The 24826-nt window shown below is 54.8% G+C and carries 21 protein-coding genes and 1 riboswitch; of the genes, 9 read left to right on the top strand and 12 right to left on the bottom strand.

Going from position 1 to position 24826, the window contains the following annotated elements; all coding sequences use genetic code 11:
• Positions 1-233: 233 nt before the first annotated feature.
• Entirely contained in the window at positions 234-1085 is an 852-nt protein-coding gene (gene murI, locus HA41_RS05705; protein WP_094119956.1) for a glutamate racemase, read from the bottom strand.
• The gene (gene btuB / locus HA41_RS05700) at positions 1030-2910 is read right to left on the bottom strand and encodes a TonB-dependent vitamin B12 receptor BtuB (protein WP_094119955.1); all 1881 of its coding nucleotides are present in this window, start codon (positions 2908-2910) and stop codon (positions 1030-1032) included. Before btuB ends, murI begins: the two co-directional genes overlap by 56 nt.
• Positions 2911-2980: 70 nt before the next feature.
• Positions 2981-3162: riboswitch (cobalamin riboswitch) on the bottom strand.
• A 111-nt stretch (positions 3163-3273) separates the two neighbouring features.
• Between btuB and trmA the strand changes: the two genes are divergently transcribed.
• The gene (gene trmA / locus HA41_RS05695) at positions 3274-4377 is read left to right on the top strand and encodes a tRNA (uridine(54)-C5)-methyltransferase TrmA (protein WP_094119954.1); all 1104 of its coding nucleotides are present in this window, start codon (positions 3274-3276) and stop codon (positions 4375-4377) included.
• Between the two features lie 45 nt (positions 4378-4422).
• Here the strand turns inward: trmA and HA41_RS05690 are convergent, their stop codons facing one another.
• Complete coding sequence (locus tag HA41_RS05690; protein WP_031377633.1) at positions 4423-4776, bottom strand: YijD family membrane protein; 354 nt, start codon at positions 4774-4776, stop codon at positions 4423-4425.
• 10 nt (positions 4777-4786) lie between these two features.
• Complete coding sequence (gene fabR / locus HA41_RS05685; protein ID WP_094119953.1) at positions 4787-5437, bottom strand: HTH-type transcriptional repressor FabR; 651 nt, start codon at positions 5435-5437, stop codon at positions 4787-4789.
• Positions 5438-5629: 192 nt separating this feature from the next.
• Between fabR and sthA the strand changes: the two genes are divergently transcribed.
• Entirely contained in the window at positions 5630-7030 is a 1401-nt protein-coding gene (sthA, locus tag HA41_RS05680) for a Si-specific NAD(P)(+) transhydrogenase (protein WP_094119952.1), read from the top strand.
• On the opposite strand, the gene oxyR is transcribed toward sthA, so the two are convergent.
• Complete coding sequence (oxyR, locus tag HA41_RS05675) at positions 7013-7930, bottom strand: DNA-binding transcriptional regulator OxyR (protein WP_031377635.1); 918 nt, start codon at positions 7928-7930, stop codon at positions 7013-7015. The two genes, sthA and oxyR, sit on opposite strands and share 18 nt — an antisense overlap.
• Before the next feature lie 124 nt (positions 7931-8054).
• Here oxyR and HA41_RS05670 point away from each other — a divergent pair, with 124 nt between their 5' ends.
• From HA41_RS05670 to HA41_RS21670, 4 genes are all read left to right on the top strand, one after another.
• A complete protein-coding gene (locus HA41_RS05670; RefSeq protein WP_094119951.1) occupies positions 8055-8789 on the top strand; it encodes a glutathione peroxidase in 735 nt (244 codons plus the stop codon).
• Between the two features lie 639 nt (positions 8790-9428).
• Positions 9429-9716, top strand: a complete 288-nt coding sequence (locus HA41_RS05660) for a DUF5862 family protein (protein WP_094119949.1) — start codon at positions 9429-9431, stop codon at positions 9714-9716.
• Positions 9717-9819: 103 nt separating this feature from the next.
• Positions 9820-9999: a hypothetical protein gene (locus tag HA41_RS05655; protein ID WP_094119948.1), complete on the top strand. Its 180-nt coding sequence runs from the start codon at positions 9820-9822 to the stop codon at positions 9997-9999.
• Positions 9999-10121: a hypothetical protein gene (locus tag HA41_RS21670; RefSeq protein WP_425270640.1), complete on the top strand. Its 123-nt coding sequence runs from the start codon at positions 9999-10001 to the stop codon at positions 10119-10121. The genes HA41_RS05655 and HA41_RS21670 overlap by 1 nt, the downstream gene beginning before the upstream one ends.
• A gap of 208 nt (positions 10122-10329) precedes the next feature.
• Here HA41_RS21670 and argH read toward each other — a convergent pair whose 3' ends face one another.
• The 4 genes from argH to argC form a co-directional block, all read right to left on the bottom strand.
• Positions 10330-11703 carry an argininosuccinate lyase gene (gene argH, locus HA41_RS05650; RefSeq protein ID WP_094119947.1) on the bottom strand — a complete coding sequence of 458 codons (1374 nt, stop codon included), beginning with the start codon at positions 11701-11703 and terminating at the stop codon, positions 10330-10332.
• Positions 11704-11792: 89 nt separating this feature from the next.
• A complete protein-coding gene (locus HA41_RS05645) occupies positions 11793-13010 on the bottom strand; it encodes an argininosuccinate synthase (RefSeq protein WP_031377640.1) in 1218 nt (405 codons plus the stop codon).
• Positions 13011-13034: 24 nt separating this feature from the next.
• On the bottom strand, positions 13035-13811 hold the full coding sequence (argB, locus tag HA41_RS05640; RefSeq protein WP_094119946.1) for an acetylglutamate kinase: 777 nt from the start codon (positions 13809-13811) through the stop codon (positions 13035-13037).
• Positions 13812-13825: 14 nt separating this feature from the next.
• Positions 13826-14830 (bottom strand): N-acetyl-gamma-glutamyl-phosphate reductase, encoded by a 1005-nt coding sequence (gene argC, locus HA41_RS05635; RefSeq protein ID WP_094119945.1) that lies wholly within the window; start codon positions 14828-14830, stop codon positions 13826-13828.
• A gap of 167 nt (positions 14831-14997) precedes the next feature.
• Between argC and argE the strand changes: the two genes are divergently transcribed.
• Together argE and ppc are read left to right on the top strand one after the other, a co-directional pair.
• Positions 14998-16146, top strand: coding sequence for an acetylornithine deacetylase (gene argE, locus HA41_RS05630; RefSeq protein WP_094119944.1), 1149 nt, complete (start codon positions 14998-15000; stop codon positions 16144-16146).
• 355 nt (positions 16147-16501) lie between these two features.
• Positions 16502-19153 carry a phosphoenolpyruvate carboxylase gene (ppc, locus tag HA41_RS05625; protein ID WP_094119943.1) on the top strand — a complete coding sequence of 884 codons (2652 nt, stop codon included), beginning with the start codon at positions 16502-16504 and terminating at the stop codon, positions 19151-19153.
• Positions 19154-19240: 87 nt separating this feature from the next.
• On the opposite strand, the gene metF is transcribed toward ppc, so the two are convergent.
• The 3 genes from metF to metB all read right to left on the bottom strand — a co-directional run bounded on the left by metF (position 19241) and on the right by metB (position 23948).
• On the bottom strand, positions 19241-20140 hold the full coding sequence (gene metF, locus HA41_RS05620) for a methylenetetrahydrofolate reductase (RefSeq protein WP_094119942.1): 900 nt from the start codon (positions 20138-20140) through the stop codon (positions 19241-19243).
• Between the two features lie 209 nt (positions 20141-20349).
• On the bottom strand, positions 20350-22785 hold the full coding sequence (locus HA41_RS05615; RefSeq protein WP_094119941.1) for a bifunctional aspartate kinase/homoserine dehydrogenase II: 2436 nt from the start codon (positions 22783-22785) through the stop codon (positions 20350-20352).
• 2 nt (positions 22786-22787) lie between these two features.
• The gene (gene metB, locus HA41_RS05610; RefSeq protein ID WP_094119940.1) at positions 22788-23948 is read right to left on the bottom strand and encodes a cystathionine gamma-synthase; all 1161 of its coding nucleotides are present in this window, start codon (positions 23946-23948) and stop codon (positions 22788-22790) included.
• 270 nt (positions 23949-24218) lie between these two features.
• On the opposite strand from metB, the gene metJ reads away from it, so the two are divergent.
• Positions 24219-24536, top strand: a complete 318-nt coding sequence (gene metJ, locus HA41_RS05605) for a met regulon transcriptional regulator MetJ (protein ID WP_003851225.1) — start codon at positions 24219-24221, stop codon at positions 24534-24536.
• Positions 24537-24826 lie beyond the last annotated feature (290 nt).

Genomic DNA, 24826 nt, shown 5'->3' with positions numbered 1-24826 from the left:
CGTTGCCACATATTCCTGCGGCGCGGGCTGCGTATATTACGCTTTCCGCATTGTCAGTCAAGCGTTAATTTCTGCTTAACTCACTGGTTCGTATGATTTCGAACCTACTTAACCCGGCGCTTCGTAAGCCGTTGTGCCGTGTCAGTGGAGGCGCATTATAGGGAGTTTCCGGAGGCTGACAAGTGCTAATTTCAAATAAAATTCTGAGTGCTGATTTTTTCAACTAAAAGCCGTTAAACCGCCAGTTTTTCCAGCAAAGGAAAGCCATAACGCCTTAAAACGGGTGATAATTGTACAGCTTCACTATCCAGTTCAGTGCAAAATGCCACGTTATGTTGCGAAGAACGCACTTCGGGTGCTTCGTGTTCCAGTAGCCATGCCGTACGTCGTGCTATTGCCGCACCGGAATCGATGAGTCGGGTACCTTCTGGCAAGACCTGTTGTAGCTCATCACGCAGTAAAGGAAAGTGAGTACAACCCAATACCACCGTATCTGGCGGTTCTGCCATGCGCAGCCACGGCTGAACAATACGACGTACCTCTTCCAGTGCCACTTCCTCACCATGCAGTTTGGCTTCGGCCAACTCCACCAGCTCTGCCGACCCCAGCATTTCGATGTTACATGCGCCGGCGAACTGAGCCACCAGCTCATGTGTATAAGGACGACGTACCGTAGCGCGCGTTGCCAGCAAGCCCACCACCCCATTGCGCGTCAGACGTGCCGCCGGTTTAATTGCCGGCACGACCCCCACCACCGGAAAAGCAAAGCGCTCACGTAAAGCGGGCAGCGAGACGGTACTGGCCGTATTACAGGCGATGATGACCAGAGAGAGCGGGTAGCGCTGGGTAATGGCATCAACAATCGCCACCACGCGTTCCACGATAAAGGTTTCGCTTTTCTCGCCATAGGGAAAACCGGCGTTATCGAAGGCGTAAAGATAGTGAAGGTCCGGCAGCAGTTGACGGACCTCATCATAGACCGAAAGCCCACCGACGCCGGAGTCGAATACCAGCACGGTGGGGCGCAAATCAGAAGCTGTAGCTGCCACTGAGGTAATACTCTCGTCCTGGGGTTTGATAGCCATACACTGTCTCGTAATCTTTATCGAACAGGTTGGCAATTCTACCACGAACCGTGAGTTGTGAAGTGACCGGATATGAGACAGCAAGATCCCACAGGCTTACCCCGCCCAGCTTCACACGACGGCTGGGCGAACTGTTGAAGTTGGTATCATAACGGTCGCCCAGATAGTGATAAGTCACTGACCAGTCAAAATCATACAGCGTCCAGTCGAGTTGATACTTCACCTGCTGTTTAGCACGACGGATAAGTGGCTGGTCGGTACTGCCGTCGCGGGCATCGACATAATCATAAGAGAGCTGATGCGCCAGTGGCCCGGTATCAAAAGAAGCGGTCGCCTCAACACCTTTAATGCGTGCCTGCTTAATGTTGTAGTAGCGATAGGTCGCCGGATCGCTATCAATCAGGTTATCGATATCATTGCGATACCCTGATACACGCCAGTTAACCGGTCCGGTCAGGCCTTCAAACCCACCTTCCCATTGCTTACTCTTTTCCGGGTCGAGGTCGCGATTACCATAAAAGGGACTGTAGACCTGAGAGAGGTTCGGCGCCTTAAAGGCTGTCCCGTAAGAAGCAAATGCGCGGTAACCAGAGATAAACTCCCAGCCAACGGCGGTCTGCCAGGTGTTGTGCCAGCCAAACTGGTTGTTATCATCACCGCGCACTGCCCCTTCCAGTGTCACACTGCCAAACTGCTGCTGGCCAGTCAGATAAAGTCCCGTGTTGCGCTGCTCATAGCCCTCTGACAGAGTGTTGGTGCCCGGTTCGGTCGTCTCTTTCTGCCAGTCAACACCGGCGCTGATAGCGCCCTGCCCCACCTGCACAGTGTTACCCCACTGCAGATTGTACTGGGTGACATCATCAAAGGTAGACGCGGCGCCGTAGCGGCCATTGCGCGGATCGTAGTTAATGTCTTTGGTGCGACCATAGCTGGCGATAAGCTGGGTTGAGTAGATATCCCGATTAAAGCGTAAGCCGGTGTCCCAGGTCTGGCTGTAGAGCTGACGGGTATCCGCCAGACCGATGACGCTGGTGTAACTGGCATCGTAGCTCTCTGAGCCGTCGTAGGCGGTGCGGTTATCAAAACCGTAGCCGCGCACAAAACCGCTGAGTTCATCACTGAACTGATGCTCAAGATTGCCATACAGCGTTTTGCTCATGAAGCCATCACGGTCATGTTGCGCCGGGCCATAATCGTTGGGATAACCCGCCACCACGTCATACCCTTTGGTATAGGTATAGTTACCCGCCAGGGTCAGCTTCGTTGCGTCACCCAGCATCTGCTGCGTAGCGCCATCGTAAGACTGGTAACCGTTGGAACCGACGCCCGCCGTCAGCATGGTGCCCGGTTGCGCCCGGCCGGTGATGATATTGACCACGCCGCCAATCGCATCCGAACCGTAGACCGCTGAACGCGCGCCGCGGATATATTCAATCCGCTGCACCAGCGAAAGAGGAATCTGGCTGAGATCGGAGGAGCCGGAAATTCCGGCCTGGTTGAGGCGAATGCCATCAATCAGAATCAGGACGTGCCGGGACTCGGTGCCGCGGATAAACAGCGAACTCTGCTGTCCCATGCCACCGCTTTGAGTAATATCGACGCCGGGCAGACGACGCATCACATCGGTCAGGCTTTTAGCCTGCCAGCGGTCGATCTCATCCCGCGTGACCACTGTGGTGGGTGCCAGCACGCTCGACACCGGCTGAACAAAACGATTGGCAGTGACTATTTGCGTATCATCATTCCCCTGAGCAAAACCGTTTTGCGCCCAGAGAGAAACCGCCGTTGCACTAAAGGCAAACAGCGATGCGGTAGTTTTCGTCATTTTTAATTGCATCCAAAAGATAAAGCAGGATGCCGCAGGCATACAATCAATAGAACGCGATGATCGTACAAGTAGCGACGTCACACCGGCAGGTCTTCGGGCTGGGAACCATAAGTGGTGATGACTTCCCATCCCGCAGGACAGTGTCTGCAATTGCACTCACCACGACATTCCTTACCGCTGCGCGTCAGCTCCAGATTCACACTGGATTCCCTATTATCTCGGGCTTGAGGCCGGCAAACGCAGTCTACGGAGTGGCGATTCGGAAGTCCAGACTTCCACACTTCTTATCGCCGCAGGGCTGGACATCAGCAAGTGAATCCCTACAATCGCCCGCTGGTAAGCTATTAATCAGGACGGATCATGACACCCGAACATCTCCCTATTGAACAATATGACGCGCAACTGGCGGAAAAAGTCAGTCGTTTAGTGACGATGATGACGCCATTTGCTGCGCCCGAGGTGGAGGTGTTCCGTTCACCGGTCAGCCACTATCGTATGCGTGCCGAGTTCCGCCTGTGGCACGATGGCGATGACATCTACCACATTATCTTTGATCAGCAGACCCGCGAGCGGATCCGTGTCGATCAGTTCCCGGCCGCCAGTGAATTGATCAACCAGCTGATGCCGAAGATGATCGCGGCGATCCGCGACAATCGTACGCTGCGCCATAAACTGTTTCAGATCGATTATCTGTCGACTCTGAGCAATCAGATTGTTATCTCGCTGCTCTATCACCGTAAGCTGGATGACGCGTGGCAGCAGGCCGCCAGCGAACTGCGGGATCAGCTACGCGCCGAAGGGCTTGATGTGCAGCTGATTGGTCGCGCCACCAAAACCAAAATCTGCCTCGATCGGGATTATGTCGATGAACGTCTGCCGGTAGCAGGACGAGAGATGATTTATCGGCAGGTTGAGAACAGCTTCACTCAGCCAAACGCAGCGATGAATATTCAGATGCTGGAATGGGCGCTGGACGTCACTCAGGGTTCGCAGGGTGACCTGCTGGAGCTCTATTGCGGCAACGGCAACTTCTCACTGGCGCTGGCGCGTAATTTCCGCCGGGTGCTGGCAACCGAAATCGCCAAACCCTCGGTGGCGTCAGCGCAGTACAACATTGCCGCTAACCAGATCGATAATGTGCAGATCATCCGTATGGCGGCTGAAGAGTTTACGCAGGCGATGACCGGCGTGCGCCGTTTCAATCGCCTGGAAGGCATTGACCTGAGCAGCTATGAATGCGAAACCATTTTTGTCGATCCGCCGCGCAGTGGGCTGGATGAAGAGACGGTGAAGATGGTGCAGGCTTATCCGCGCATCCTTTATATCTCCTGCAACCCGCAGACCCTGAGCGATAATCTTCAGACGCTGGCGCAGACCCATGAGGTGACACGACTGGCGCTGTTTGATCAGTTCCCCTATACCCACCATATGGAATGCGGCGTGCTGCTGACGCGTAAAGCGTAAACAAAAACGGGAACCCTGAGGTTCCCGTTTTTTATTCTCTCGCCCTTACTGATTACGTTTGCGCTTAAAGCGTGTCGCAATCCAGAACACCAGCGCCACCATCAGAATGGTCGGGATGAAGTTCGAGCCAATATCGGGATATTCCGCCCGCACCAGCGCGCTATAAACCAGAATCCCCAGCAGGAAAAACGCTGCCGCCAGGCCCGGCATACCGTCAGGCATGTTGGTGTTGAGATAACGCTGATGCAGACACCAGGCCGCCAGGCCAAGCGCGATCAGCGGAAAAATCGAAAACGGAACAAAAGCGCTGAACAGCACGGAAAACGAGCCGTTAATCGCTAAACCGGTAATAAAAGCCAGTAACAATGTGCCTTTATCGCGGGAACTCGGGTGGGTCATGGCCTGATCCTTATTCATTGCTCTCGGGTTTTTCCAGGGTTACCGCCAGTCGTTCTTGTTCCCGGCGGTACCAGTAATAGGCGCCTTTGGCGATCATGCGTAATTGCAGCACCAGACGATCTTCCAGCTTACGGCGCTGTTCAGCATCGACATCCAGCGCTTCGGCACCTGCGCTGAACACAATGGTCACCATCGCTTCAGCCTGCGCTTCGGTAAAACTGCGCGGCATGCGGTTTTCGACCTCAAGATAATCGGCCAGTTCAGCGATAAAATGCTGAATTTCACGTGCCACCGCAGCACGAAAAGCGGCAGAGGTGCCGGAACGTTCACGCAGTAACAGGCGGAATGCATTGGGATTGTTGCCAATGAACTCCATAAAGGTGGCAACCGAGGTTTTGATAATGCTGCCGCCCTTGGCGATACGCTGGCGTGCCTGGCGCATCAGTTGTCGCAACATCAGTCCGCTTTCATCGACCATGGTCAGCCCCAGCTCATCAACATCCTTAAAATGTCGATAAAACGAGGTCGGGGCAATGCCCGCTTCACGGGCAACCTCTCGCAAACTCAGACTGGCAAAACTGCGTTCGGCGCTGAGCTGACTGAACGCTGCTTCAATCAGTGTACGTCGTGTACGTTCTTTTTGTTGCGCTCTGACGCCCATTCTCTCTGCCTTTTGCGGTATTAAGCGGGCACTATAACAAAATTTTCAGCGTACAGAGTGGCAAACTTTGTCACCGCCTGTGAACCTCACTCTTTGTCAAACTGTGATGAAAATCGCTGATAGAATTCAGAAGTGCGCGGCGAGATGTTAGAATCTCGTTGTAAAAATGTATAAATAATAGGACGTATCGGTATGCAAAAGTCTTACGATTACGATGCCATTGTGATTGGCTCAGGACCCGGCGGTGAAGGTGCGGCGATGGGACTGGTGAAGCAGGGAGCGCGCATCGCAGTGATCGAACGCTACCACAACATCGGCGGCGGTTGTACGCACTGGGGCACCATCCCTTCTAAAGCACTTCGCCACGCCGTCAGTCGCATCATCGAATTTAACCAAAACCCGCTCTACAGCGACCACACCCGACTGCTCCGCTCCTCATTCGCTGACATTCTTAATCACACTGAAAACGTGATCAGCCAGCAAACGGCGATGCGTCAGGGGTTCTATGAGCGTAACCGCTGTGAGCTTTATCAGGGTGATGCCCGTTTTGTTGATGCTAACACCCTCGAGATTGAACAACCTGATGGCACACGTGAACGCCTGACTGCGGAAAAGTTTGTCATCGCCTGTGGTTCGCGCCCTTACCATCCTGATGACGTTGATTTTACCCATCCGCGCGTCTATGACTCCGACTCCATTCTTAATCTGCATCACGAACCTGGCCACGTAATTATTTATGGTGCCGGGGTGATTGGCTGTGAATATGCGTCGATTTTCAGGGGCCTGAACGTCAAAGTTGACCTGATTAATACCCGCGATCGTCTGCTGGCATTCCTGGATCAGGAGATGTCTGACTCACTCTCATACCACTTCTGGAACAGCGGCGTGGTTATTCGTCACAACGAAGAGTTTGAGAAGATCGAAGGGGTGGAAGATGGCGTGATTATCCATCTGAAATCGGGCAAGAAAGTGAAAGCGGACTGTCTGCTGTACGCCAACGGGCGTACCGGCAACACCGATTCGCTGTCGCTGGAAAATGTCGGACTGGAAGCGGATGGCCGTGGCCTGCTGAAAGTCAACAGCATGTACCAGACCGCGCAGCCGCACATCTATGCGGTCGGTGATGTAATTGGTTACCCGAGCCTGGCCTCAGCGGCTTACGATCAGGGCCGGATTGCCGCACAGGCGATCATTAAAGGCGAAGCCTCAGCGCATCTGATTGAAGATATCCCGACCGGGATCTATACCATTCCGGAAATCAGCTCCGTAGGCAAAACCGAGCAGCAGCTGACGGCGATGAAGGTACCTTACGAAGTGGGACGTGCGCAGTTTAAACATCTGGCGCGGGCGCAGATTGTCGGTATGAACGTTGGCAGCCTGAAGATCCTGTTCCACCGCGAAACCAAAGAGATTCTGGGAATCCACTGCTTTGGCGAACGTGCGGCCGAAATTATCCACATCGGTCAGGCGATCATGGAGCAGAAAAATGGTGGCAACACGATTGAGTACTTCGTGAATACCACCTTTAACTACCCTACCATGGCCGAAGCCTATCGCGTGGCGGCATTAAATGGCTTAAACCGCCTGTTTTAACGCCGTGTCGAAATGATGTTGCATGTGGGTTTTAATGGCCTCTGCCAGCTGTTCATAACGGCTGCGCAGAGGTGAACCCGGACGGTAGACCAGCGCGATAGTGCGCTGAGGAACCGGTTTATAACAGGGCAGATAGCAGACACCATCGCGAATACGTTCTGGTGGTACCGCCAGCGCCGGAAGCAGCGTAATGCCGCTGCCTGCCGCCACCATATTGCGCAGCGTTTCAAGACTGGTCGCGCGGAAATGAGTATCTTCATCCGCGCCCGCCTCGAAACAGAAGCCCATCGCCTGATCGCGCAAACAGTGACCATCTTCCAGCATCAGCAGTTTTTCGCCAGCCAGATCGGACATCGGCACCCGATCGCGATCGCGCCACGGATGATCAGCATAGACTGCCAGTTTCATTGGCTCATCAAACAACGGCACCTCAATAAAGGCTTCACTCTCTTTGACCAGCGCCAGAATGGCACAGTCCAGCTTGCCGCTATCGAGCTGGGCCAGTAGCTGCTGGGTTTGCGCTTCGTGCAGATACATTTCAAGTTTCGGGAACGTCTGATGCAGCATCGGAATAATTTGCGGCAGCAGATAGGGGCCGGTGGTGGGAATGAGGCCGATATGCAGCGGGCCTGACATCGCTTCCCCTTGCTGACTGGCCATCTCTTTCAGCACTTTTACTTCGCGCAGCACCGTTCGTGCCTGATCCACCAGCAGCAATCCCGCCTGAGTGAACAGCACTTTACGGCTGGTGCGCTCCAGCAGCATGACGCCCAGCTCATCTTCCAGCTTACGGATCTGCCCGCTTAACGTAGGCTGACTGACATGACACGCATCCGCAGCGCGGCGGAAATGACGGTGTTCAGCAAGCGAAACCAGATATTCAAGATCACGAATATTCATTATTACCCTCCAGACCACGATAGTCCGTGGCGATAGATAGAATAGCAATGAACGATTAGCCTATCAAGGGTGGGCGGGAATAATGCACGCATTGAAGTAAGGCATGCGCCACTCTGGAGAAAAAATGTTTTCAAGTCAGGAAGGTAAAGCAATTCCGCCGGTCACATTTCACACGCGTCAGGGCGATCGCTGGGTCGATATCACCACTGATGAACTGTTTAAAAATAAAACTGTGATCGTTTTCTCTCTGCCGGGGGCTTTTACACCGACTTGTTCATCCAGCCATCTGCCGCGTTACAACGAACTGTACAGCCTTTTCGCGCAACAGGGCGTGGACAGCATTTTGTGTGTCTCCGTCAATGACACCTTTGTGATGAATGCGTGGAAAGCGGAACAGCGTGCCGAGAACATTACCTTTATTCCTGATGGTAACGGCGAATTTACCCGAGGCATGGAGATGCTGGTTGAGAAAGCCGATCTCGGCTTTGGTGCGCGCTCGTGGCGTTACTCCATGCTGGTACGTAACGGTGTGGTTGAGAAAATGTTTGTTGAACCCAACAAGCCAGGCGATCCGTTTGAAGTATCAGATGCCGATACGATGCTGCGGTACCTGGCCCCGGAATGTAAAGCGCAGGAATCTGTCTCGGTTTTTACCAAGCCGGGCTGCCCGTTCTGCACTAAAGCAAAACAGCTGCTGATAGACCACGGTATTCAGTATGAAGAGATCGTGCTGGGACAGGATGCCACCACCGTTAGCCTGCGTGCCGTTTCTGGCCGGGCGACGGTACCACAGGTGTTTATCGGTGGTCGTCATATCGGCGGCAGCGATGACCTGGAGCAGTTCCTGCTGTCAGCGTAAACCTATCACTGTGTCAGCCGGGAGTGCTGGCCCTTTGATGATGTGCCTATAAAAAAAGTCGTAATTCTGAAGCTAGAGGTTGGCGGGCATTTATCATGCCCGCTTTTTTTACCCTGCAGGCTCAATATTTCCACAAAATAATCTCTTTCTATTGTCTATTATTCGCTTTTCGCCGCTGATACGCTGAATGGATTAAGCGTCGCTATATTAGTTGCCTCAGAATTTTATTTTTCTCACCCCTTTTATTTTCCACCCCCCTTTGACATCAATTTTTTCAGCACCCTACCCTTCCCCATCAGCCTGTTATCTGGAAGTATTAACGCTGTAATAAAATCGCATAGTGACAAATACGACTTAATCATTACTCTGCTTTGAATCGTTTTTCCTACAGGAATTTCCGGAAATTAATGGCGATAAACGAGCAATCCATCTTAATGAGACACACCAGAAAACAATCCTGTTTCCTTATGCATTTCAAAATGAGGCCCGATAATTCGAAGGATTTTATCAATATAGCAATTTGTCTATATACCATGGCTTTCATATTGATTATTGTAACCTCGCACTACATTAATCGTGTTGCTAAGGCGCGATTTTAATACACAGCAAATAAATTCAACATATATAAAGGAAATAACTATGCGTACATTATCTCATGAGGAATTGAATTCTGTCAGCGGTGCAGACATGGCAGGCGCGCTGTTCGGCATGATGGACGGTGCCGCAACTGGTATGGCAATTGGCGGAAAATGGGGCACTGGCGGCGGCTGGATTATAGGTGGGATTTCTCAACTGGTTGGTATTATCGTTTCGCCAATTATGGGCGGTTTGCTTGGTCTCGTAGTTGGCGCAGCAACAGATGTTGATACTGTGCGTGAATTAATAGCAGATTACCGCACCATCTTCGGCCCAGGTAACACCTATTAATATCAGTTTTTTTGGTTGATCAGTTTTAATAAATAAGTCAGGGCGGGATACTCTTTTAAAATTAGATTATCACGCCTTTTTTATTTCGGATAAAGGAACAAGCATGAGAGAATTATCAACGACTGAACAACAATTTGTCAGCGGCGCAGCCGTTACTATGGAAACCTGGGCGACGATGGATCAGGTATTAAGTAATGTGTTGGATGGTATGTCTACCGGTATGTCTCTGGGGGGCTACTGGGCGGCGGTGGCGGATTTATTGTCGGCGCAATTTCCCAATTAGTGGGGATAATGGTTGGTCCCATAATGGGCGGAGCACTGGGCCTGATATCTTCATTAACGATAGGTTACGAACAGACGGGCCTGCTGCTCAGCGACTATCGGAAAAGTTTTGGCGCTGAATAATCCCATCCATCGCCAAGACGCATTCGCGAGGCGAACTGAAAACTTGCTGGCAAAATAATAAGCGCGACCAGGGTGAGATGCTCTCCCTTACAGTCCGCCCCCTAAGCGGCCCCGCCTCTTGTTCAGGCCTTCACACGCTTTTTGAACAAAGAAAATAAAACTGGCAAAGTGTCCTCTTTGCCAGCAAATCAATTTAATTGTTATTTGCTTAGCTAAGTCTTTCCTTCGCTTCCGCGATAGCCTGCGCAACCTGCTGTGGCGAGACGCCGCCCTGGGCATTACGCTGATCCAGACAGGATTGCAGCGCCAGAATCGGATAGACATCCTCTTCAATCACCGCGCTGAACGGTTGTAACTGCGCCAGCGACAGGGCCTCCAGCGCCACGCCCTGCCGGATGGCCTCCACCACCACTTCCCCGACAATATGGTGCGCTTCGCGGAACGGAACCCCCTTCGCCACCAGATAATCAGCCAGCTCGGTAGAGTTCGCGTAACCCTGCTCGGCGGCTTCCTGACAACGTGGACGCTTCACCTGCAGGCCATCCAGCACCAGTACCGACATATGCAGGCAGTCGAGCCAGGTATCGAGCGCGTCGAACAGCCCCTCTTTGTCTTCCTGCATATCTTTGTTGTAGGCCAGCGGCAAGCCTTTCAGCGTCATCATCATGCCGGTCAGTGCGCCCTGTACCCGACCACACTTGCCACGGATCAGCTCCAGCGCATCCGGATTCTTCTTCTGTGGCATCAGTGAGGAACCCGACGTCACCTTGTCGGACAGTTCGATAAAGCCCGCTTCACCGGTGTTGAAGAAGATCATATCTTCGGCAAAGCGCGACAGATGGACCATGCCGATCGCGGCGTCAGAGAGCAGTTCCAGCACATGATCGCGGTCAGATACCGTATCCAGACTGTTACGGGTCGCCGAGGCGAAGCCCAGCCAGCCCGCCAGTTGCTGACGATCAATTTCATAGGCCGTACCGGCCAGCGCGCCACAGCCCAGCGGGCTGACGTCAAGCCGCTTCAGGGTATCCTGCAGACGACTTTCATCCCGTGCCAGCATTTCAACATAGGCCAGACACCAGTGTGCGAACGTCACCGGCTGCGCCCGCTGCAGGTGAGTGTAGCCCGGCATCACCGCATCCTGGTTGGCTTCGGCGGTGACCACCAGCGCCTGCTGCAACTCACGGGTGGCACCCAGCAGCGCCTCGACCTGCATTTTGCACCACAGTTTGAGATCGGTGGCGACCTGATCGTTACGGCTACGACCGGTATGCAGTTTTTTACCCAGCGAACCGACTTTGTCGATCAGCTGGCCTTCAACCCAGCTATGGATGTCTTCGGCGTCGCTCTGCAAAATCTGCTCAGGATTGGCGCGCACCGAGGCCAGCAAGGCATTCAGCGCGGCTTCCAGCTGCTGCTGTTCATCCTGTGTCAGGACATTTACCGTCACCAGCGCTTTGGACCAGGCGACCGAGCCAATGATGTCCTGCTCCGCCAGGCGGTAATCGAAGCGCAGCGAATCGTTGAACTGTTTGAAACGTTGATCTGCTGCCTGGGTAAACCGTCCACCCCAAAGTGCCATGTGAAACTCCTTTAAATCATTAAACAAAGGGCGGCATAAATGCCGCCCCTGAGCTCAAACGGTGAGGCGAGGCGCACCTCGCCTGAAAATTACTTCTTCTGCTCGTTCAGGGCGCGGATGCGCGAAGAGAGCGAGAACAGACGGATAAAGCCGCCGGCGTGACGGTGGTCGTAGACTTCGTCTTCGCCAAAGGTCGCGAACTCTTCAGAGTAGAGGCTGTTAGGTGAACGCTTCTGCGTCGCCGTTGCCTGACCCTTATAGAGCTGCAGCACCACTTCGCCATTCACCTCTTCGGCCAGTGATTCTGCCGCCGCCTGAATTGACTTACGCAGCGGTGCGAACCAGCGACCGTCATAGACCACGTAAGACATCTCCTGACCCAGCTGCTCACGCCATTTAAAGCTATCGCGATCCAGTACCAGCTGCTCAACCGCACGCAGCGCGTTAACCATGATAGTGCCGCCTGGGGTTTCATAGCAGCCACGGGATTTGATGCCGACCAGACGGTTTTCGACGATATCGATCCGACCCACACCGTGTTTCGCGCCGATTACGTTGAGTTTTTCCAGACACTGGAACGGACTCAGTTTTTCGCCGTTCACTGCCACTACCCGACCTTTCTCAACGGTTACCGTCACTTCTTCTGGCTGATCCGGCGCCTCTAAAGGATCGACGGTCCAGACCCAGCAATCTTTATTCGGTGCATTGGCCGGGCTTTCCAGCACGCCGCCTTCGGTGGAGATGTGCCAGGCGTTTTCATCACGGCTGTAGATTTTTTCCAGCGACGCGGTGGTCGGGATGTTGCGCTCTTTCAGGTAGTCCAGCAGCGCTTCACGCGAACGCAGGTTCCATTCACGCCACGGCGCGACCACTTTCAGCTGCGGAGCCAGCGCGGTGTAGGTGGTTTCGAAACGCACCTGGTCGTTACCTTTACCGGTTGCGCCATGACACAGTGCATCCGCACCCACTTTCAGCGCCAGCTCAACCTGGGCTTTCGCGATGATAGGACGCGCCATCGAGGTCCCCAGCAGGTAGGTGCCTTCGTATAATGCGCCGGTCTGCAGGACCGGATAAACGTAATCACTGATGAACTCTTCACGCAGATCAACCACATGGCACTCTGAGGCACCAGACTGCAGCGCTTTCTTCTCTACGCCTTCCAGATCGCTGCGCTCCTGACCGATATCGGCCACAAACGCCACCACCTCACAGCCGCCGTAGTTCTCTTTCAGCCACGGAATGATGGCCGACGTATCAAGACCACCGGAGTAAGCCAGAACGATTTTTTTGATGCCTTGCGTTTGCATTTCGTAATCCTTGAATCAGAGTCGTTAAGCGAGAATCCGGGTGCCAATCGGCACGCCGTTAAACAGGTCAGGCAACCGCTCAGCATGACGCCAGCTGGCGATATCCACCGGGCGGCCCAGCGTACGCGCCGCATCCAGCGCCGCGTGCACCTTCACAATCATGCCATCGGTAATGATGCCCTGGGTAATCAGTTGTTCCGCTTTGTCGGCGGTCATCTCTTCGATACGCTGACCTTTGCCGTCGAGAATACCGCTGACGTCAGACAGCAGGACTAAATCCGCGCCGAGAGTCGAGGCCAGCGCCGTCGCCGCCTGGTCAGCGTTGACGTTCATCAGTTCGCCATCATCGGTGATACCGATAGAGCTGACCACCGGCATATAACCGGCCGCCAGCAGGGTGTTCATCAACGCCGGGTTACCCGGCATGGCATGACCCACGTGGCCCAGTTCTTCATCAAACGGGGTGATGTTGACCATGCCGGCATCGCCAAGGCAGAGGCCCACTGCGTTGATGCCGGTTTTTTTCGCCCACGCCAACAGCGTTTTATTGGCGGTTCCCGCCAGCGCACCGGTAATAATGTCGATCTGATCGGCTGGCGTGACGCGCAGGCCATTCTTTTTCTTCACCGGCAGCGCCAGCTTTTTCATCAGTTCATCCACCAGGCAACCGCCACCGTGGACAATAATCAGCGGGCGCTGATGGGCGCTGCGGTAGGTCAGCAGCGCATCAAACAGACGGGCCAGCGCTTCTTCGCTGTCTAACAGCACACCGCCCAGCTTGATAATCAATGGATTGGTCATGGTTTAGTCGTCCGTTAAGTCAGTGACGTGGTTTCCGGGAAGCCGAAGCGAATATTCAGACACTGTACGGCCTGCGACGCGGCGCCTTTCAGCAGGTTATCTTCGGCTGCCACCACAATCAGATGCTCGCCCTGTAGCTCAAAACCGATATCGCAATAAGGCAGACCCACCACCGCTTTCAGTGCCGGTACGCCCTGCTCGTAGAGCCGGACCAGAGGCTTATCGTGATACGCGCGCTGGAATACTGCCGCCACATCCTCGCGACTCACGCCCGGATTTAACCGGCAAGTGATGGTCGCCAGAATGCCGCGAGGGAAGTTGCCCAGATGCGGCGTGAAAATCACCGGCGTGCCGAGATGGGCCACGATTTCCGGGTGATGACGATGATTGAACAGGCCGTAAGGTTGCAGGCTGACTTCGCAGAAGCTGGTGCCGACGCTGGCTTTACGCCCTGCGCCACTCACGCCGCTGGTGGCGTTGATTACCGGCCACTGTGCGGTATTCAGCAGGCCCGCATCCACCAGCGGTTTCAGCGCCAGCTGAGCCGCGGTCGGATAACACCCCGGCACCGCCACCAGCTGCGCCTGCTTGATCTGTTGATGCTGATATTCCGCCAGGCCGTAGACCGCTTTATCCAGCCAGTCGCCATGCTGATGGGTGAAGCCGTAAAAGCGGGTATAAAACGCCGGGTCATTGACGCGGAAGGCGCCAGACAGGTCGAAGACCACACAACCGGCCTTGAGAAATTCCGGAGCCAGATCGTGGCTGACTTCATGGGCCGTTGCCAGAAATACCACATCCACTTTATCTGCCCATTCCGACGCATGGCTCAGCGGCTGCAGCGGCAGATCCACCACGCCTTTCAGCTGAGGATGCAGATCGGACAAGCGCTTACCCGCATCAGGACTTTGCGCCGAAACCGCTAAAGCGGTTATGTTGATATCTGGATGGCGATTCAGGAAGGTGGCGAGCTCTACGCCAGCGTAACCACTGGCACCCACGATCAGCGTATTCAACATCAGGCTGTAACCCTTTTTACAGTCACACGTTCCGGGTCGCGGCCTTGCCCCGTTGCCCACAATGCCGTTTGCAGCGATTTCAGGTTCACATGCAGACGACGTTAATGTATTTTTATTCACTATTAATGCATGAATATTGATACATCCTAACTCAAGGACCGTCAACAGTGAAGACAAAATTACCGCCTTTTATCGAACTCTACCGCCAGTTGATCGCTACACCGTCGATCAGCGCAACCGATGCCGCACTGGACCAGAGTAATGAAACTTTAATCAATTTGCTGGCTGGCTGGTTTCGTGACCTCGGCTTCAGCGTTGAAGTGCAGCCGGTTCCCGGTACCCGCAATAAATTTAATATGCTGGCACGAACCGGCAGCGGCGCAGGCGGCCTGCTGTTAGCCGGTCATACTGATACCGTTCCGTTCGATGAGGGTCGCTGGACCCGCGATCCATTCACCCTGACCGAACACGACAACAAGCTCTACGGGCTGGGCACGGCAGACATGAAAGGCTTCTTCGCCTTTATTCTCGACACACTGCGCGATGTGGATGTGACGACGCTGAGCAAACCGCTCTATATTCTCGCCACCGCCGATGAAGAGACCACCATGGCCGGCGCGAAATATTTTTCTGAATCGACCCGGCTGCGTCCGGACTGCGCCATCATTGGCGAGCCGACTTCACTCAAGCCGGTTCGGGCGCACAAAGGGCACCTGTCGAACGTGATCCGTATTGAAGGTAAGTCGGGCCACTCCAGCGATCCGGCGCGCGGCGTCAACGCCATTGAACTGATGCATGAATCGATCACCCATCTGATGCAGCTGCGCCATACGCTGAAAGAGCGTTACCACCACGACGGCTTCGCTATTCCTTATCCCACCATGAACTTTGGTCATATCCACGGTGGCGATGCGGCTAACCGTATCTGCGCCTGCTGTGAACTGCATATGGATATCCGCCCCTTGCCGGGCTTATCGCTTAGCGATCTGGATGGGCTGCTGAACGAGGCACTGGCGCCGGTCAGCGCGCGCTGGCCTGGTCGTGTAACGGTCGCCGAACTGCATCCGCCGATTCCGGGTTATGAATGTCCGGCGAACCATGAACTGGTCAGCGTGGTGGAAAAACTGCTTGGCACGCCAACCGAAGTGGTGAACTACTGCACCGAAGCACCGTTTATTCAGCAGCTCTGCCCGACGCTGGTACTGGGGCCGGGCTCCATTAATCAGGCGCATCAGCCAGACGAATTTATTGATACCGCATTTATTAAGCCGACACGGGCGCTTATCAGTCAGGTTGTGCAGCATTTTTGTCACTGATTAACAATAAATGGGGCATTTCACTGCGATAACAGTAAAATGCCCTGTCATTCTGCGGCATTTAACAATAAGAATAACTTATCCCGCTCCGCTCCTGATAAATTCCATGAATTTCGGACAGTTAGCCACACGTTCGCCCCACTTTAACTCATTTGACGTACGCAGCATTACGTGGCTAGATAAAAGACGATGTTATGCCCACCGGGTGACTATCCAGATATTTTCAGATTGCAGACAGGCGGCAACTGAGCAAATTCCCCGTACATTACCGGGAAGATAAGGTTGCTGCTTTTTCTGCTGCCTGAAAAGGGTCGGGTGTAGAAGTTTTTCAAGACGATAAGGGTGTCAGGGTCCAATGAACGAACAATATTCCGCAATGCGAAGTAATGTCAGTATGCTCGGCAAACTGCTCGGGGATACGATTAAGGATGCGCTGGGTGAGAACATCCTCGACCGGGTGGAAACCATCCGTAAGCTCTCCAAGTCATCCCGTGCAGGCAATGACACTCATCGTAAGGAACTGCTTAATACGCTGCAAAACCTCTCGAATGACGAGTTACTGCCGGTAGCCCGCGCGTTTAGCCAGTTCCTTAACCTCACCAACGTAGCTGAGCAGTACCAGACCATTTCGCACAGCGGTGAAGGCGCCAACCATCCTGAACTGCTGAAAAAGACCTTTGAGACCCTGAAACAGCAGAGTGACATCAGCGAAAGCGCTATCCGCGAGGCGATTGAGTCGCTGTCGCTGGAGCTGGTGCTGACCGCACACCCGACCGAAATCACCCGCCGCACGCTGATTCACAAGCTGGTCGAAGTGAACAGCTGTCTGAAACAACTCGATCACAGCGACATTTCTGACTACGAGCGTAACCAGATTATGCGCCGTCTGCGCCAGCTGGTGGCGCAGGCCTGGCACACCGATGAGATCCGCAAATATCGCCCGACGCCGATCGATGAAGCCAAATGGGGCTTTGCCGTGGTCGAGAACAGCTTATGGGAAGGCGTACCTGCCTTTCTGCGCGAGCTGAACGAGCAGGTTGAAGAGGCATTCGGGATGAAATTACCGGTTGATTTCGTGCCGGTGCAGTTCACCTCATGGATGGGCGGCGATCGCGATGGTAACCCCAACGTCACGGCGGCGATCACCCGTCACGCGATGCAGCTGAGCCGCTGGAAAGCCGCTGATCTGTTCCTGCGTGATATTGGCGTGCTGATTTCCGAGCTGTCGATGTCCGAATGCAGCGAGGAAGTGCGCGAGCTGAGCGGCGATCCGGAAGCGCTCGAACCTTATCGGGTGATCCTGAAACGTCTGCGCAGCCAGCTGCTGACCACCCAGGCGTTCCTTGAGCGTCGGCTGAAAGGCGAACGTCTGCCGCGTCCGGCGGACCTGCTGGTCTCTAACGATCAGTTGTGGGATCCACTGTATGCCATTTATCAGTCGCTGCAACAGTGCGGTATGGGCATCATCGCCAACGGCCAGCTGCTTGATACGCTGCGCCGCGTGAAGTGCTTTGGCGTACCGCTGGTACGTATCGACCTGCGTCAGGAGAGCACCCGTCATACCGAAGCGATTGCAGAAGTGACCCGCTATCTCGGCCTTGGCGATTATGAAAGCTGGTCCGAAGCGGATAAACAGGCCTTCCTGATCCGTGAACTGAACTCAAAACGTCCGCTGCTGCCACGCAGCTGGGAACCCAGCGATGAGACGCGCGAAGTGCTGGAAACCTGCCGCGTTGCGGCTGAAGCACCGCAGGGTTCTATCGCAGCGTACGTTATCTCGATGGCGAAAACGCCGTCTGACGTTCTGGCGGTTCATCTGCTGCTGAAAGAGGCGGGCATCAATTATGCCATGCCGGTGGCTCCGCTGTTTGAAACGCTCGACGACCTGAATAATGCCAACGACGTGATGAGCCAGCTGCTGAGCATTGACTGGTATCGCGGCTTTATTCAGGGCAAACAGATGGTGATGATTGGCTATTCCGACTCGGCGAAAGATGCCGGCGTGATGGCGGCCAGCTGGGCACAATATCAGGCGCAGGATGCGCTGATCAAAACCTGTGAAAAGGCGGGCATTTCGCTGACCCTGTTCCACGGACGCGGCGGCACCATCGGCCGTGGCGGCGCACCGGCCCATGCGGCTCTGCTGTCACAGCCACCGGGCAGCCTGCGTGGCGGCCTGCGCGTCACCGAACAGGGCGAGATGATCCGCTTCAAATATGGTTTACCAGAAGTCACCATCGCCAGCCTGTCGCTCTATACCGGCGCGATTCTTGAAGCAAACCTGATGCCGCCGCCGGAACCGAAACGCGAATGGCGCGACATCATGGATCAGCTCTCCACCGACTCCTGTGCGATGTACCGTGGCTATGTGCGTGAGAACAAAGATTTTGTGCCCTACTTCCGTTCAGCGACGCCGGAGCAGGAGCTGGGCAAACTGCCGCTGGGTTCACGTCCGGCCAAGCGCCGTCCGACCGGCGGTGTAGAGTCTCTGCGTGCGATTCCATGGATTTTCGCCTGGACGCAAAACCGTCTGATGCTACCTGCCTGGCTGGGTGCCGGTGCCGCGCTGCAACAGGCGATGGCGGCGGGCCATCAGGATCAGCTGGAAGCGATGTGCCGCGACTGGCCGTTCTTTTCTACCCGTCTTGGCATGCTGGAGATGGTGTTCTCGAAAGCGGACCTGTGGCTGGCGGAGTATTACGATCAGCGACTGGTCGAAAAATCCCTCTGGCCACTGGGCAAACAGCTGCGCGATCAGCTGGATGCGGATATCAAAGCGGTATTAACCATCGCCAATGACTCTCACCTGATGGCCGATCAACCGTGGATTGCCGAGTCGATTGCGCTGCGTAACGTCTATACCGATCCCCTCAACGTCCTGCAGGCGGAACTGCTGCACCGTTCACGCGCGCAGGAAGCCCGCGGTGATGAACCGGATGCGCGCGTTGAGCAGGCATTAATGGTCACCATCGCCGGTGTAGCGGCAGGTATGCGCAACACCGGTTAAGCCGATACGGGCGTGGCATCCGCGCCCGGTATTGATAATAAAAAAGTCGGGATCATCCCGACTTTTTTACTGGCTGAAAGGGAGCAATTACGCTGCCGCGACGGCGGGACGCACACCCAGCGTGTGGCAGATGGCATAACTCATTTCGGCGCGGTTCAGGGTATAGAAATGGAAATCTTTCACCCCTTCGCGCGACAGAATTTTTACCATATCCATCGCGATGTTGGCGCCCACCATTTTGCGCGTCTCGGCATCCTCCTCCAGACCGGCAAACATCGCATTCATCCAGCCCGGTACGCGTACGTTAGTCAGCGTGGCAAAGCGTTGCAGCTGTTTAAAGTTCGAGACCGGCAAAATGCCGGGCACAATTTCCACGTCAATGCCGGTCGAAACGCAGCGATCGCGGAAGCGTAAATAACTTTCGACGTCGAAAAAGAACTGCGTGATTGCCCGGCTGGCACCCGCATCGATCTTCCGCTTCAGGTTGATCAAATCCGCCTGCGCGCTTTTGGCTTCGGGGTGGACTTCCGGATAAGCCGCCACCGAAATATCAAAATCACCGACCTCTTTCAGCAGCGAGACCAGATCGCAGCCATACATTTCTGGCTTGCCGCCGCCCGGTGGCAGGTCACCGCGCAGTGCCACAATGTGGCGGATACCGTTGTTCCAGTAATCCTGGGCGATGCTGCGCAGCTCTTCGCGCGTGGCATCGACACAGGTCAGATGCGGTGCCGCTTCCAGACCGGTGCGATCCTTAATCCCTTTGATGATGCTGTGGGTGCGATCGCGCTCGCCGGAGTTTGCGCCGTAGGTAACAGAGACGAATTTGGGTTTCAGGCTGCTCAGGCGATCGATTGAAGACCACAGCGTCTCTTCCATTTCGCTGGTACGAGGCGGAAAGAATTCAAATGAGACATTAATTTGCCCGTTCAGCTCTGCCAGGCTCTGGTTTAGCGCTTCGCGCTGATTGGCATGAAAAAAACTCATCCTGCACCCTCATCGATCACATCGGTTAACTATCGGCCTGCAAACATCCATACGTTTAGACGTCCAGATGTTCAAAATGACGCAATCCTGCGTCAGCGTCAACTAAAAAATGATCAACGGTGCGGATAAATCTTCATTCAGGATGAGGGAAATTCACGATGAGCGGAGACAGAGAGGCAAACAGGCGCCGAAGCGCCTGTAAGAAAGGATTACAACAGTTGCGCCAGGCGATTGATATCTGACTGAATAGCACCCGCAGTAACGTCACGTCCCGCGCCGGGACCACGAATGACCAGTGGATTATCACGGTACCAGCGGCTTTCAATGGCAAACACGTTATCGCACGGCAACAACGCGGAGAGCGGATGTTCCGGGCGGACGGCTTCAACGCCAACACGGGCTTTACCGTTGCCATCAAAACGGGCAACGTAGCGCAGCACCAGCCCTAATTCCTGCGCGGCTTCCAGCCGTTGCAGCATTTGTTCATTCAGCTCTTCCCCGTTTTCAAAGAAATGGTCGACAGAACCTTGCTGGCAGTCATCCGGCACCAGCGATTCCACTCTCACCTGATCCGGCTCGATGTCATAACCCGCTTCGCGTGCCAGAATCACCAGCTTACGCATTACGTCCTGTCCGGAGAGATCGACACGCGGATCGGGCTCGGTTAAGCCCTGCTGCCACGCCTGATCCACCAGTTCAGTGAACGGAACGGTGCCATCGAACTGCAGAAACAGCCACGACAGCGTGCCGGAGAAGATACCGCTAATCGACAGAATGGTGTCACCACTGTCACGCAGATCGCGCACCGTGTAGTTAATCGGCAGACCCGCGCCGACGGTTGCGTTATATAACCAGTGACGACCGGTTTTGGTAAAGGCATCACGAATTTGCCGCCACGTCTGGCTGTCAGAGGCACCGGCCACCTTATTGGCGCTGATGACGTGAAAACCGTGGCTGGCGAAATCGAGATACTGCTGCGCCAGCGGCGTGCTGGCGGTCACGTCCAGCACCACCAGGTCGTCAAACGGGTGCGCCCGCATCCACAGGAACAGCGACTCTTCATCACGCTCAACGGCTTCGTCATCAAAAAAGGCCAGCGCCCGACTGGCATCCAGTCCTTCATAACTCAGCAGGCTGCGGCAACTGTCCGCGACACCGGCCAGTACAAATTCAAATCCGGTACGCGCCGACAGCGTTTCCTGATCGCGCGCGAACAGTTCCAGCCAGCGTGAACCGATGTTGCCTTTACCAAACAGCATCAGCCCGATGCGCTTTTCAGCCCGGAACAGCGACTGATGCAATCCCTGGATCAGATGCTGAGTCGGACCGATGCGCAGTACCGCCACCACGCTGATGTGCTGTTCTGACTGCCAGATAAACTCCACCGGCTGATCTTTTAACTGCTGCCAGAAACGATGGGTATGCAGCGGATTACGGGTGACGCCCGCCCCCACCAGCGCCACCAGCGCCAGCCCATCGCGCAGCTGCAGATGGCCCGGAAAACCGGCATCCTGCAGCAACGTAAACGCACTGTTAACTACTTCTGAGGTGTAGCAGAGCTGCAATAACTGACGATCGGGATGGACGCCAACGGCCAGCGGACGCAGCTGGGCGCGCTTCAGTAGCAGATCGATCTCTTTATGCAGGATGGCAAAGTCATGCTGCTCCGGCAGCTGGATCTCAATCAGGCAGACGTCATCGTGACTGGTCACAATACGGGCACCGGTACCGGACGCCAGCACCCGCTCAATGCGGGTCGACCCCTGTTCCGGCTGGTAGCTACAGCGCAGTTGCAGATCGATGTCGCTGCCTGAAACCGGCTGCAGGGTGCGGGTGTGCAGCACCGGCGCGGCCAGGCGTGCCAGTTCGCTGGCTTCATCCAGCCTTAACAGCGGCAGCAAGCAGGCATCGGAAACTTTGCGGGGATCGGCACTGTAGACGCCCGCCACATCACTCCAGATGGTGACGCGACCCACGCCGGCCAGCGCGCCAATCTGCGTTGCAGAATAGTCGGAACCGTTACGTCCGAGCAGCACCGTTTCACCGGCATCATTACGGCTGATAAAGCCGGTCACTACGATGCGCTTGTGAGGATGCTGCGCCAGCAGGGTTTGCAACAGCGGCCATGACTTGCCTTCATCCACCTGCGGTTGCGCGGCCCGTTCAGCCCGCAGAAAATCGCGCGCATCCAGCCAGCAGGCCTGCATATCATGCTGGCTCAGTACCGCTGACATCAGACGGGCCGACCAGACTTCACCGTGCCCCACCACTTCCGCATAAACCGCGTCAGTCAGCGTGCCATCCAGCAGGGCGGCCAGCTTTTCCAGATCGCGGATGAAAGCCGTCACTAAAGGTTCTGCGACCTCAGCAGGCAGCAGCGCGCTAATCAGCTCGCTTTGATAACGCCGTAAAGCCTGTTGCACCTGATGCGCGGACAGCCGGTCACTCTGGCTGAGCTTCAGCCAGTTGATCAGCTGATTGGTGGTCGAGCCCGCCGCCGACACCACCATCATGTCACCCGGCTGGCTGTAGTCCGCCATGATGCTGGCAACGCGCTGATAGCAGCGCGCATCCGCCAGGCTGCTGCCGCCAAATTTATGCAACTGCCTGATATCCGGCGTGCCCGCACCTGCTGAAATCGTCATGCTTAACCCTCAGCTGCGATCCGGAATGCATTATCCAGATCGGCAATTAAATCTTCGTGATCTTCGATGCCGACAGAAACACGCAACAGCGTGTCGGAGATGCCCGCTGCAGCGCGTGCTTCTGCCGACATTCCCGCATGCGTCATGGTCGCCGTGTGGGAGATCAGACTCTCCACGCCGCCCAGCGATTCCGCCAGCGTAAATAGCCGCAACGCTTTCAGGAAGCGACGCAGCAGGGCCTCGTCACCGTCGACCTCGAAGCTCAGCATCGCGCCAAAGCCGCGTTGCTGTCGCGCTGCATGTTCGTGTCCGGCGTTTTCCGGCAGCGAAGGATGATACAACTTTTTGACCTGTTTCTGTTGCTTCAGGTAATCAACAATCGCTAATGCGTTGCGTTGCGCCGCGGCCATACGTGGCGCTAAGGTCCGGATACCGCGCAGCAGCAAATAACTGTCAAACGCCGAACCGGTGACGCCAATATTATTGGCCCACCACGCCAGATCGGTCGCCAGCTGAGGATCTTTGGCGATGACCGCCCCTGCCACCACATCGGAGTGACCATTGAGGTATTTGGTGCAGGAATGAATCACCAGATCGGCGCCCAGCGCCAGTGGATTCTGTAATGCCGGACTCATAAAGGTGTTATCCACTACGCTGATGGCACCAGCCTCGCGAGCAGCCGCGCAAATGGCGTTGATATCAACCACCCGTAACAACGGATTGCTGGGGCTTTCGATCAGCACCAGCTTCGGTTTCTCATTCAGTGCGGCCTGCAGCGCATTCAGGTCGCCCTGATCGACAAATTTCACCCGGTAAGCGCCGCGCTTACTCAGGCTGTCAAATAGTCGGTAGCTGCCGCCATAACAGTCATGTGGCGCCACCAGCAGATCGCCAGGCTTCAGGAACACCGTCGTCACCAGGTGAATAGCCGACATCCCGGTATTGGTTAATACCGCACCCGCACCGCCTTCCAGTTCAGCCAGCGTCCGTTGCACCACGTCGCGGGTCGGATTCCCACGGCGTGAATAGTCATGGGCGCGAGGCTCGTTGAAATCGAGAAAGTTATAGGTGCTGGAGAGATGAATCGGTGGGACAACGCAGCCATATTGCTCGTCATCATTCAAACCGCTGCGTACTGCGATGGTTGCCTGTTTGCGCGTCATGGGGCTTATTGTTCCTGAAATGTGAAAGGTTGAGGCACAGGATATCACCCCTTAATTAGACGTCAATACATCTGGACATCTAAATGTCTTTGCGTATAGATTGAGCAGAAACGCAATAACCGCTAAAATTACGCGTCATCGCCTGGCGCTCACCCGGTCGTTCAAACGCTGTGAGCGAAGAAAACCCGCCATATCAGGGGTCAGGCAGGAAAAAATCAGGCATAATCCGCTGATTTCCTCACATTTAACGTTTATTAATTAAGGTATCCCATGGCTGAATGGAACGGCGAATATATCAGCCCGTACGCCGAACACGGTAAGAAGAGCGAGCAGGTCAAGAAGATTACAGTTTCTATCCCCTTGAGCGTGCTGAAGATTTTAACGGATGAGCGTACTCGTCGTCAGGTGAATAACCTGCGTCACGCGACGAACAGTGAGCTGCTGTGCGAAGCATTTTTGCATGCTTTTACCGGTCAGCCACTGCCAGATGATGTCGATTTGCGTAAAGAGCGCAGCGATGAGATTCCGGAAGAAGCGAAAAAGATCATGCGTGACATGGGCATCGATCCTGATACCTGGGAGTATTAATCCGTCAGGCATGTTTCGCTTAACATCGCTGTGTTTCAGATGAGCAGACCTCGCGCAGGAAGCCTGCTCATCTGACCTTTCACGCAGCTGACTCACCCTTAATAGTCACTTTCCCCCGCATTTTGATTTTCCATCCTGAACGACTCAGATAAAATAACAGCCATCAAAGTTTTATATTATCACGATATTTCTGTTCCAATATGGAATCGCATTCATTCCGGTAATGGAAGAATTACTATTGTTCATAATTACCTGACTCCGTAAAATTTCCGAAAAAAGCGAATATTTTA

Origin of the sequence: Pantoea conspicua, assembly GCF_002095315.1 — a bacterium.
Lineage (GTDB): Bacteria > Pseudomonadota > Gammaproteobacteria > Enterobacterales > Enterobacteriaceae > Pantoea > Pantoea conspicua.
The sequence above is the reverse complement of the archived record's forward strand: the minus strand, read 5'-3'. Positions and strand labels throughout refer to the sequence as shown.

What these genes read in the sequence shown, in the direction of transcription:
- murI (WP_094119956.1), bottom strand. Translation starts at nt 1,085, where the DNA reads ATGGCTATCAAACCCCAGGACGAGAGTATTACCTCAGTGGCAGCTACA.
- btuB (WP_094119955.1), bottom strand. Translation starts at nt 2,910, where the DNA reads ATGACGAAAACTACCGCATCGCTGTTTGCCTTTAGTGCAACGGCGGTT.
- trmA (WP_094119954.1), top strand. Translation starts at nt 3,274, where the DNA reads ATGACACCCGAACATCTCCCTATTGAACAATATGACGCGCAACTGGCG.
- HA41_RS05690 (WP_031377633.1), bottom strand. Translation starts at nt 4,776, where the DNA reads ATGACCCACCCGAGTTCCCGCGATAAAGGCACATTGTTACTGGCTTTT.
- fabR (WP_094119953.1), bottom strand. Translation starts at nt 5,437, where the DNA reads ATGGGCGTCAGAGCGCAACAAAAAGAACGTACACGACGTACACTGATT.
- sthA (WP_094119952.1), top strand. Translation starts at nt 5,630, where the DNA reads ATGCAAAAGTCTTACGATTACGATGCCATTGTGATTGGCTCAGGACCC.
- oxyR (WP_031377635.1), bottom strand. Translation starts at nt 7,930, where the DNA reads ATGAATATTCGTGATCTTGAATATCTGGTTTCGCTTGCTGAACACCGT.
- HA41_RS05670 (WP_094119951.1), top strand. Translation starts at nt 8,055, where the DNA reads ATGTTTTCAAGTCAGGAAGGTAAAGCAATTCCGCCGGTCACATTTCAC.
- HA41_RS05660 (WP_094119949.1), top strand. Translation starts at nt 9,429, where the DNA reads ATGCGTACATTATCTCATGAGGAATTGAATTCTGTCAGCGGTGCAGAC.
- HA41_RS05655 (WP_094119948.1), top strand. Translation starts at nt 9,820, where the DNA reads ATGAGAGAATTATCAACGACTGAACAACAATTTGTCAGCGGCGCAGCC.
- argH (WP_094119947.1), bottom strand. Translation starts at nt 11,703, where the DNA reads ATGGCACTTTGGGGTGGACGGTTTACCCAGGCAGCAGATCAACGTTTC.
- HA41_RS05645 (WP_031377640.1), bottom strand. Translation starts at nt 13,010, where the DNA reads ATGCAAACGCAAGGCATCAAAAAAATCGTTCTGGCTTACTCCGGTGGT.
- argB (WP_094119946.1), bottom strand. Translation starts at nt 13,811, where the DNA reads ATGACCAATCCATTGATTATCAAGCTGGGCGGTGTGCTGTTAGACAGC.
- argC (WP_094119945.1), bottom strand. Translation starts at nt 14,830, where the DNA reads ATGTTGAATACGCTGATCGTGGGTGCCAGTGGTTACGCTGGCGTAGAG.
- ppc (WP_094119943.1), top strand. Translation starts at nt 16,502, where the DNA reads ATGAACGAACAATATTCCGCAATGCGAAGTAATGTCAGTATGCTCGGC.
- metF (WP_094119942.1), bottom strand. Translation starts at nt 20,140, where the DNA reads ATGAGTTTTTTTCATGCCAATCAGCGCGAAGCGCTAAACCAGAGCCTG.
- HA41_RS05615 (WP_094119941.1), bottom strand. Translation starts at nt 22,785, where the DNA reads ATGACGATTTCAGCAGGTGCGGGCACGCCGGATATCAGGCAGTTGCAT.
- metB (WP_094119940.1), bottom strand. Translation starts at nt 23,948, where the DNA reads ATGACGCGCAAACAGGCAACCATCGCAGTACGCAGCGGTTTGAATGAT.
- metJ (WP_003851225.1), top strand. Translation starts at nt 24,219, where the DNA reads ATGGCTGAATGGAACGGCGAATATATCAGCCCGTACGCCGAACACGGT.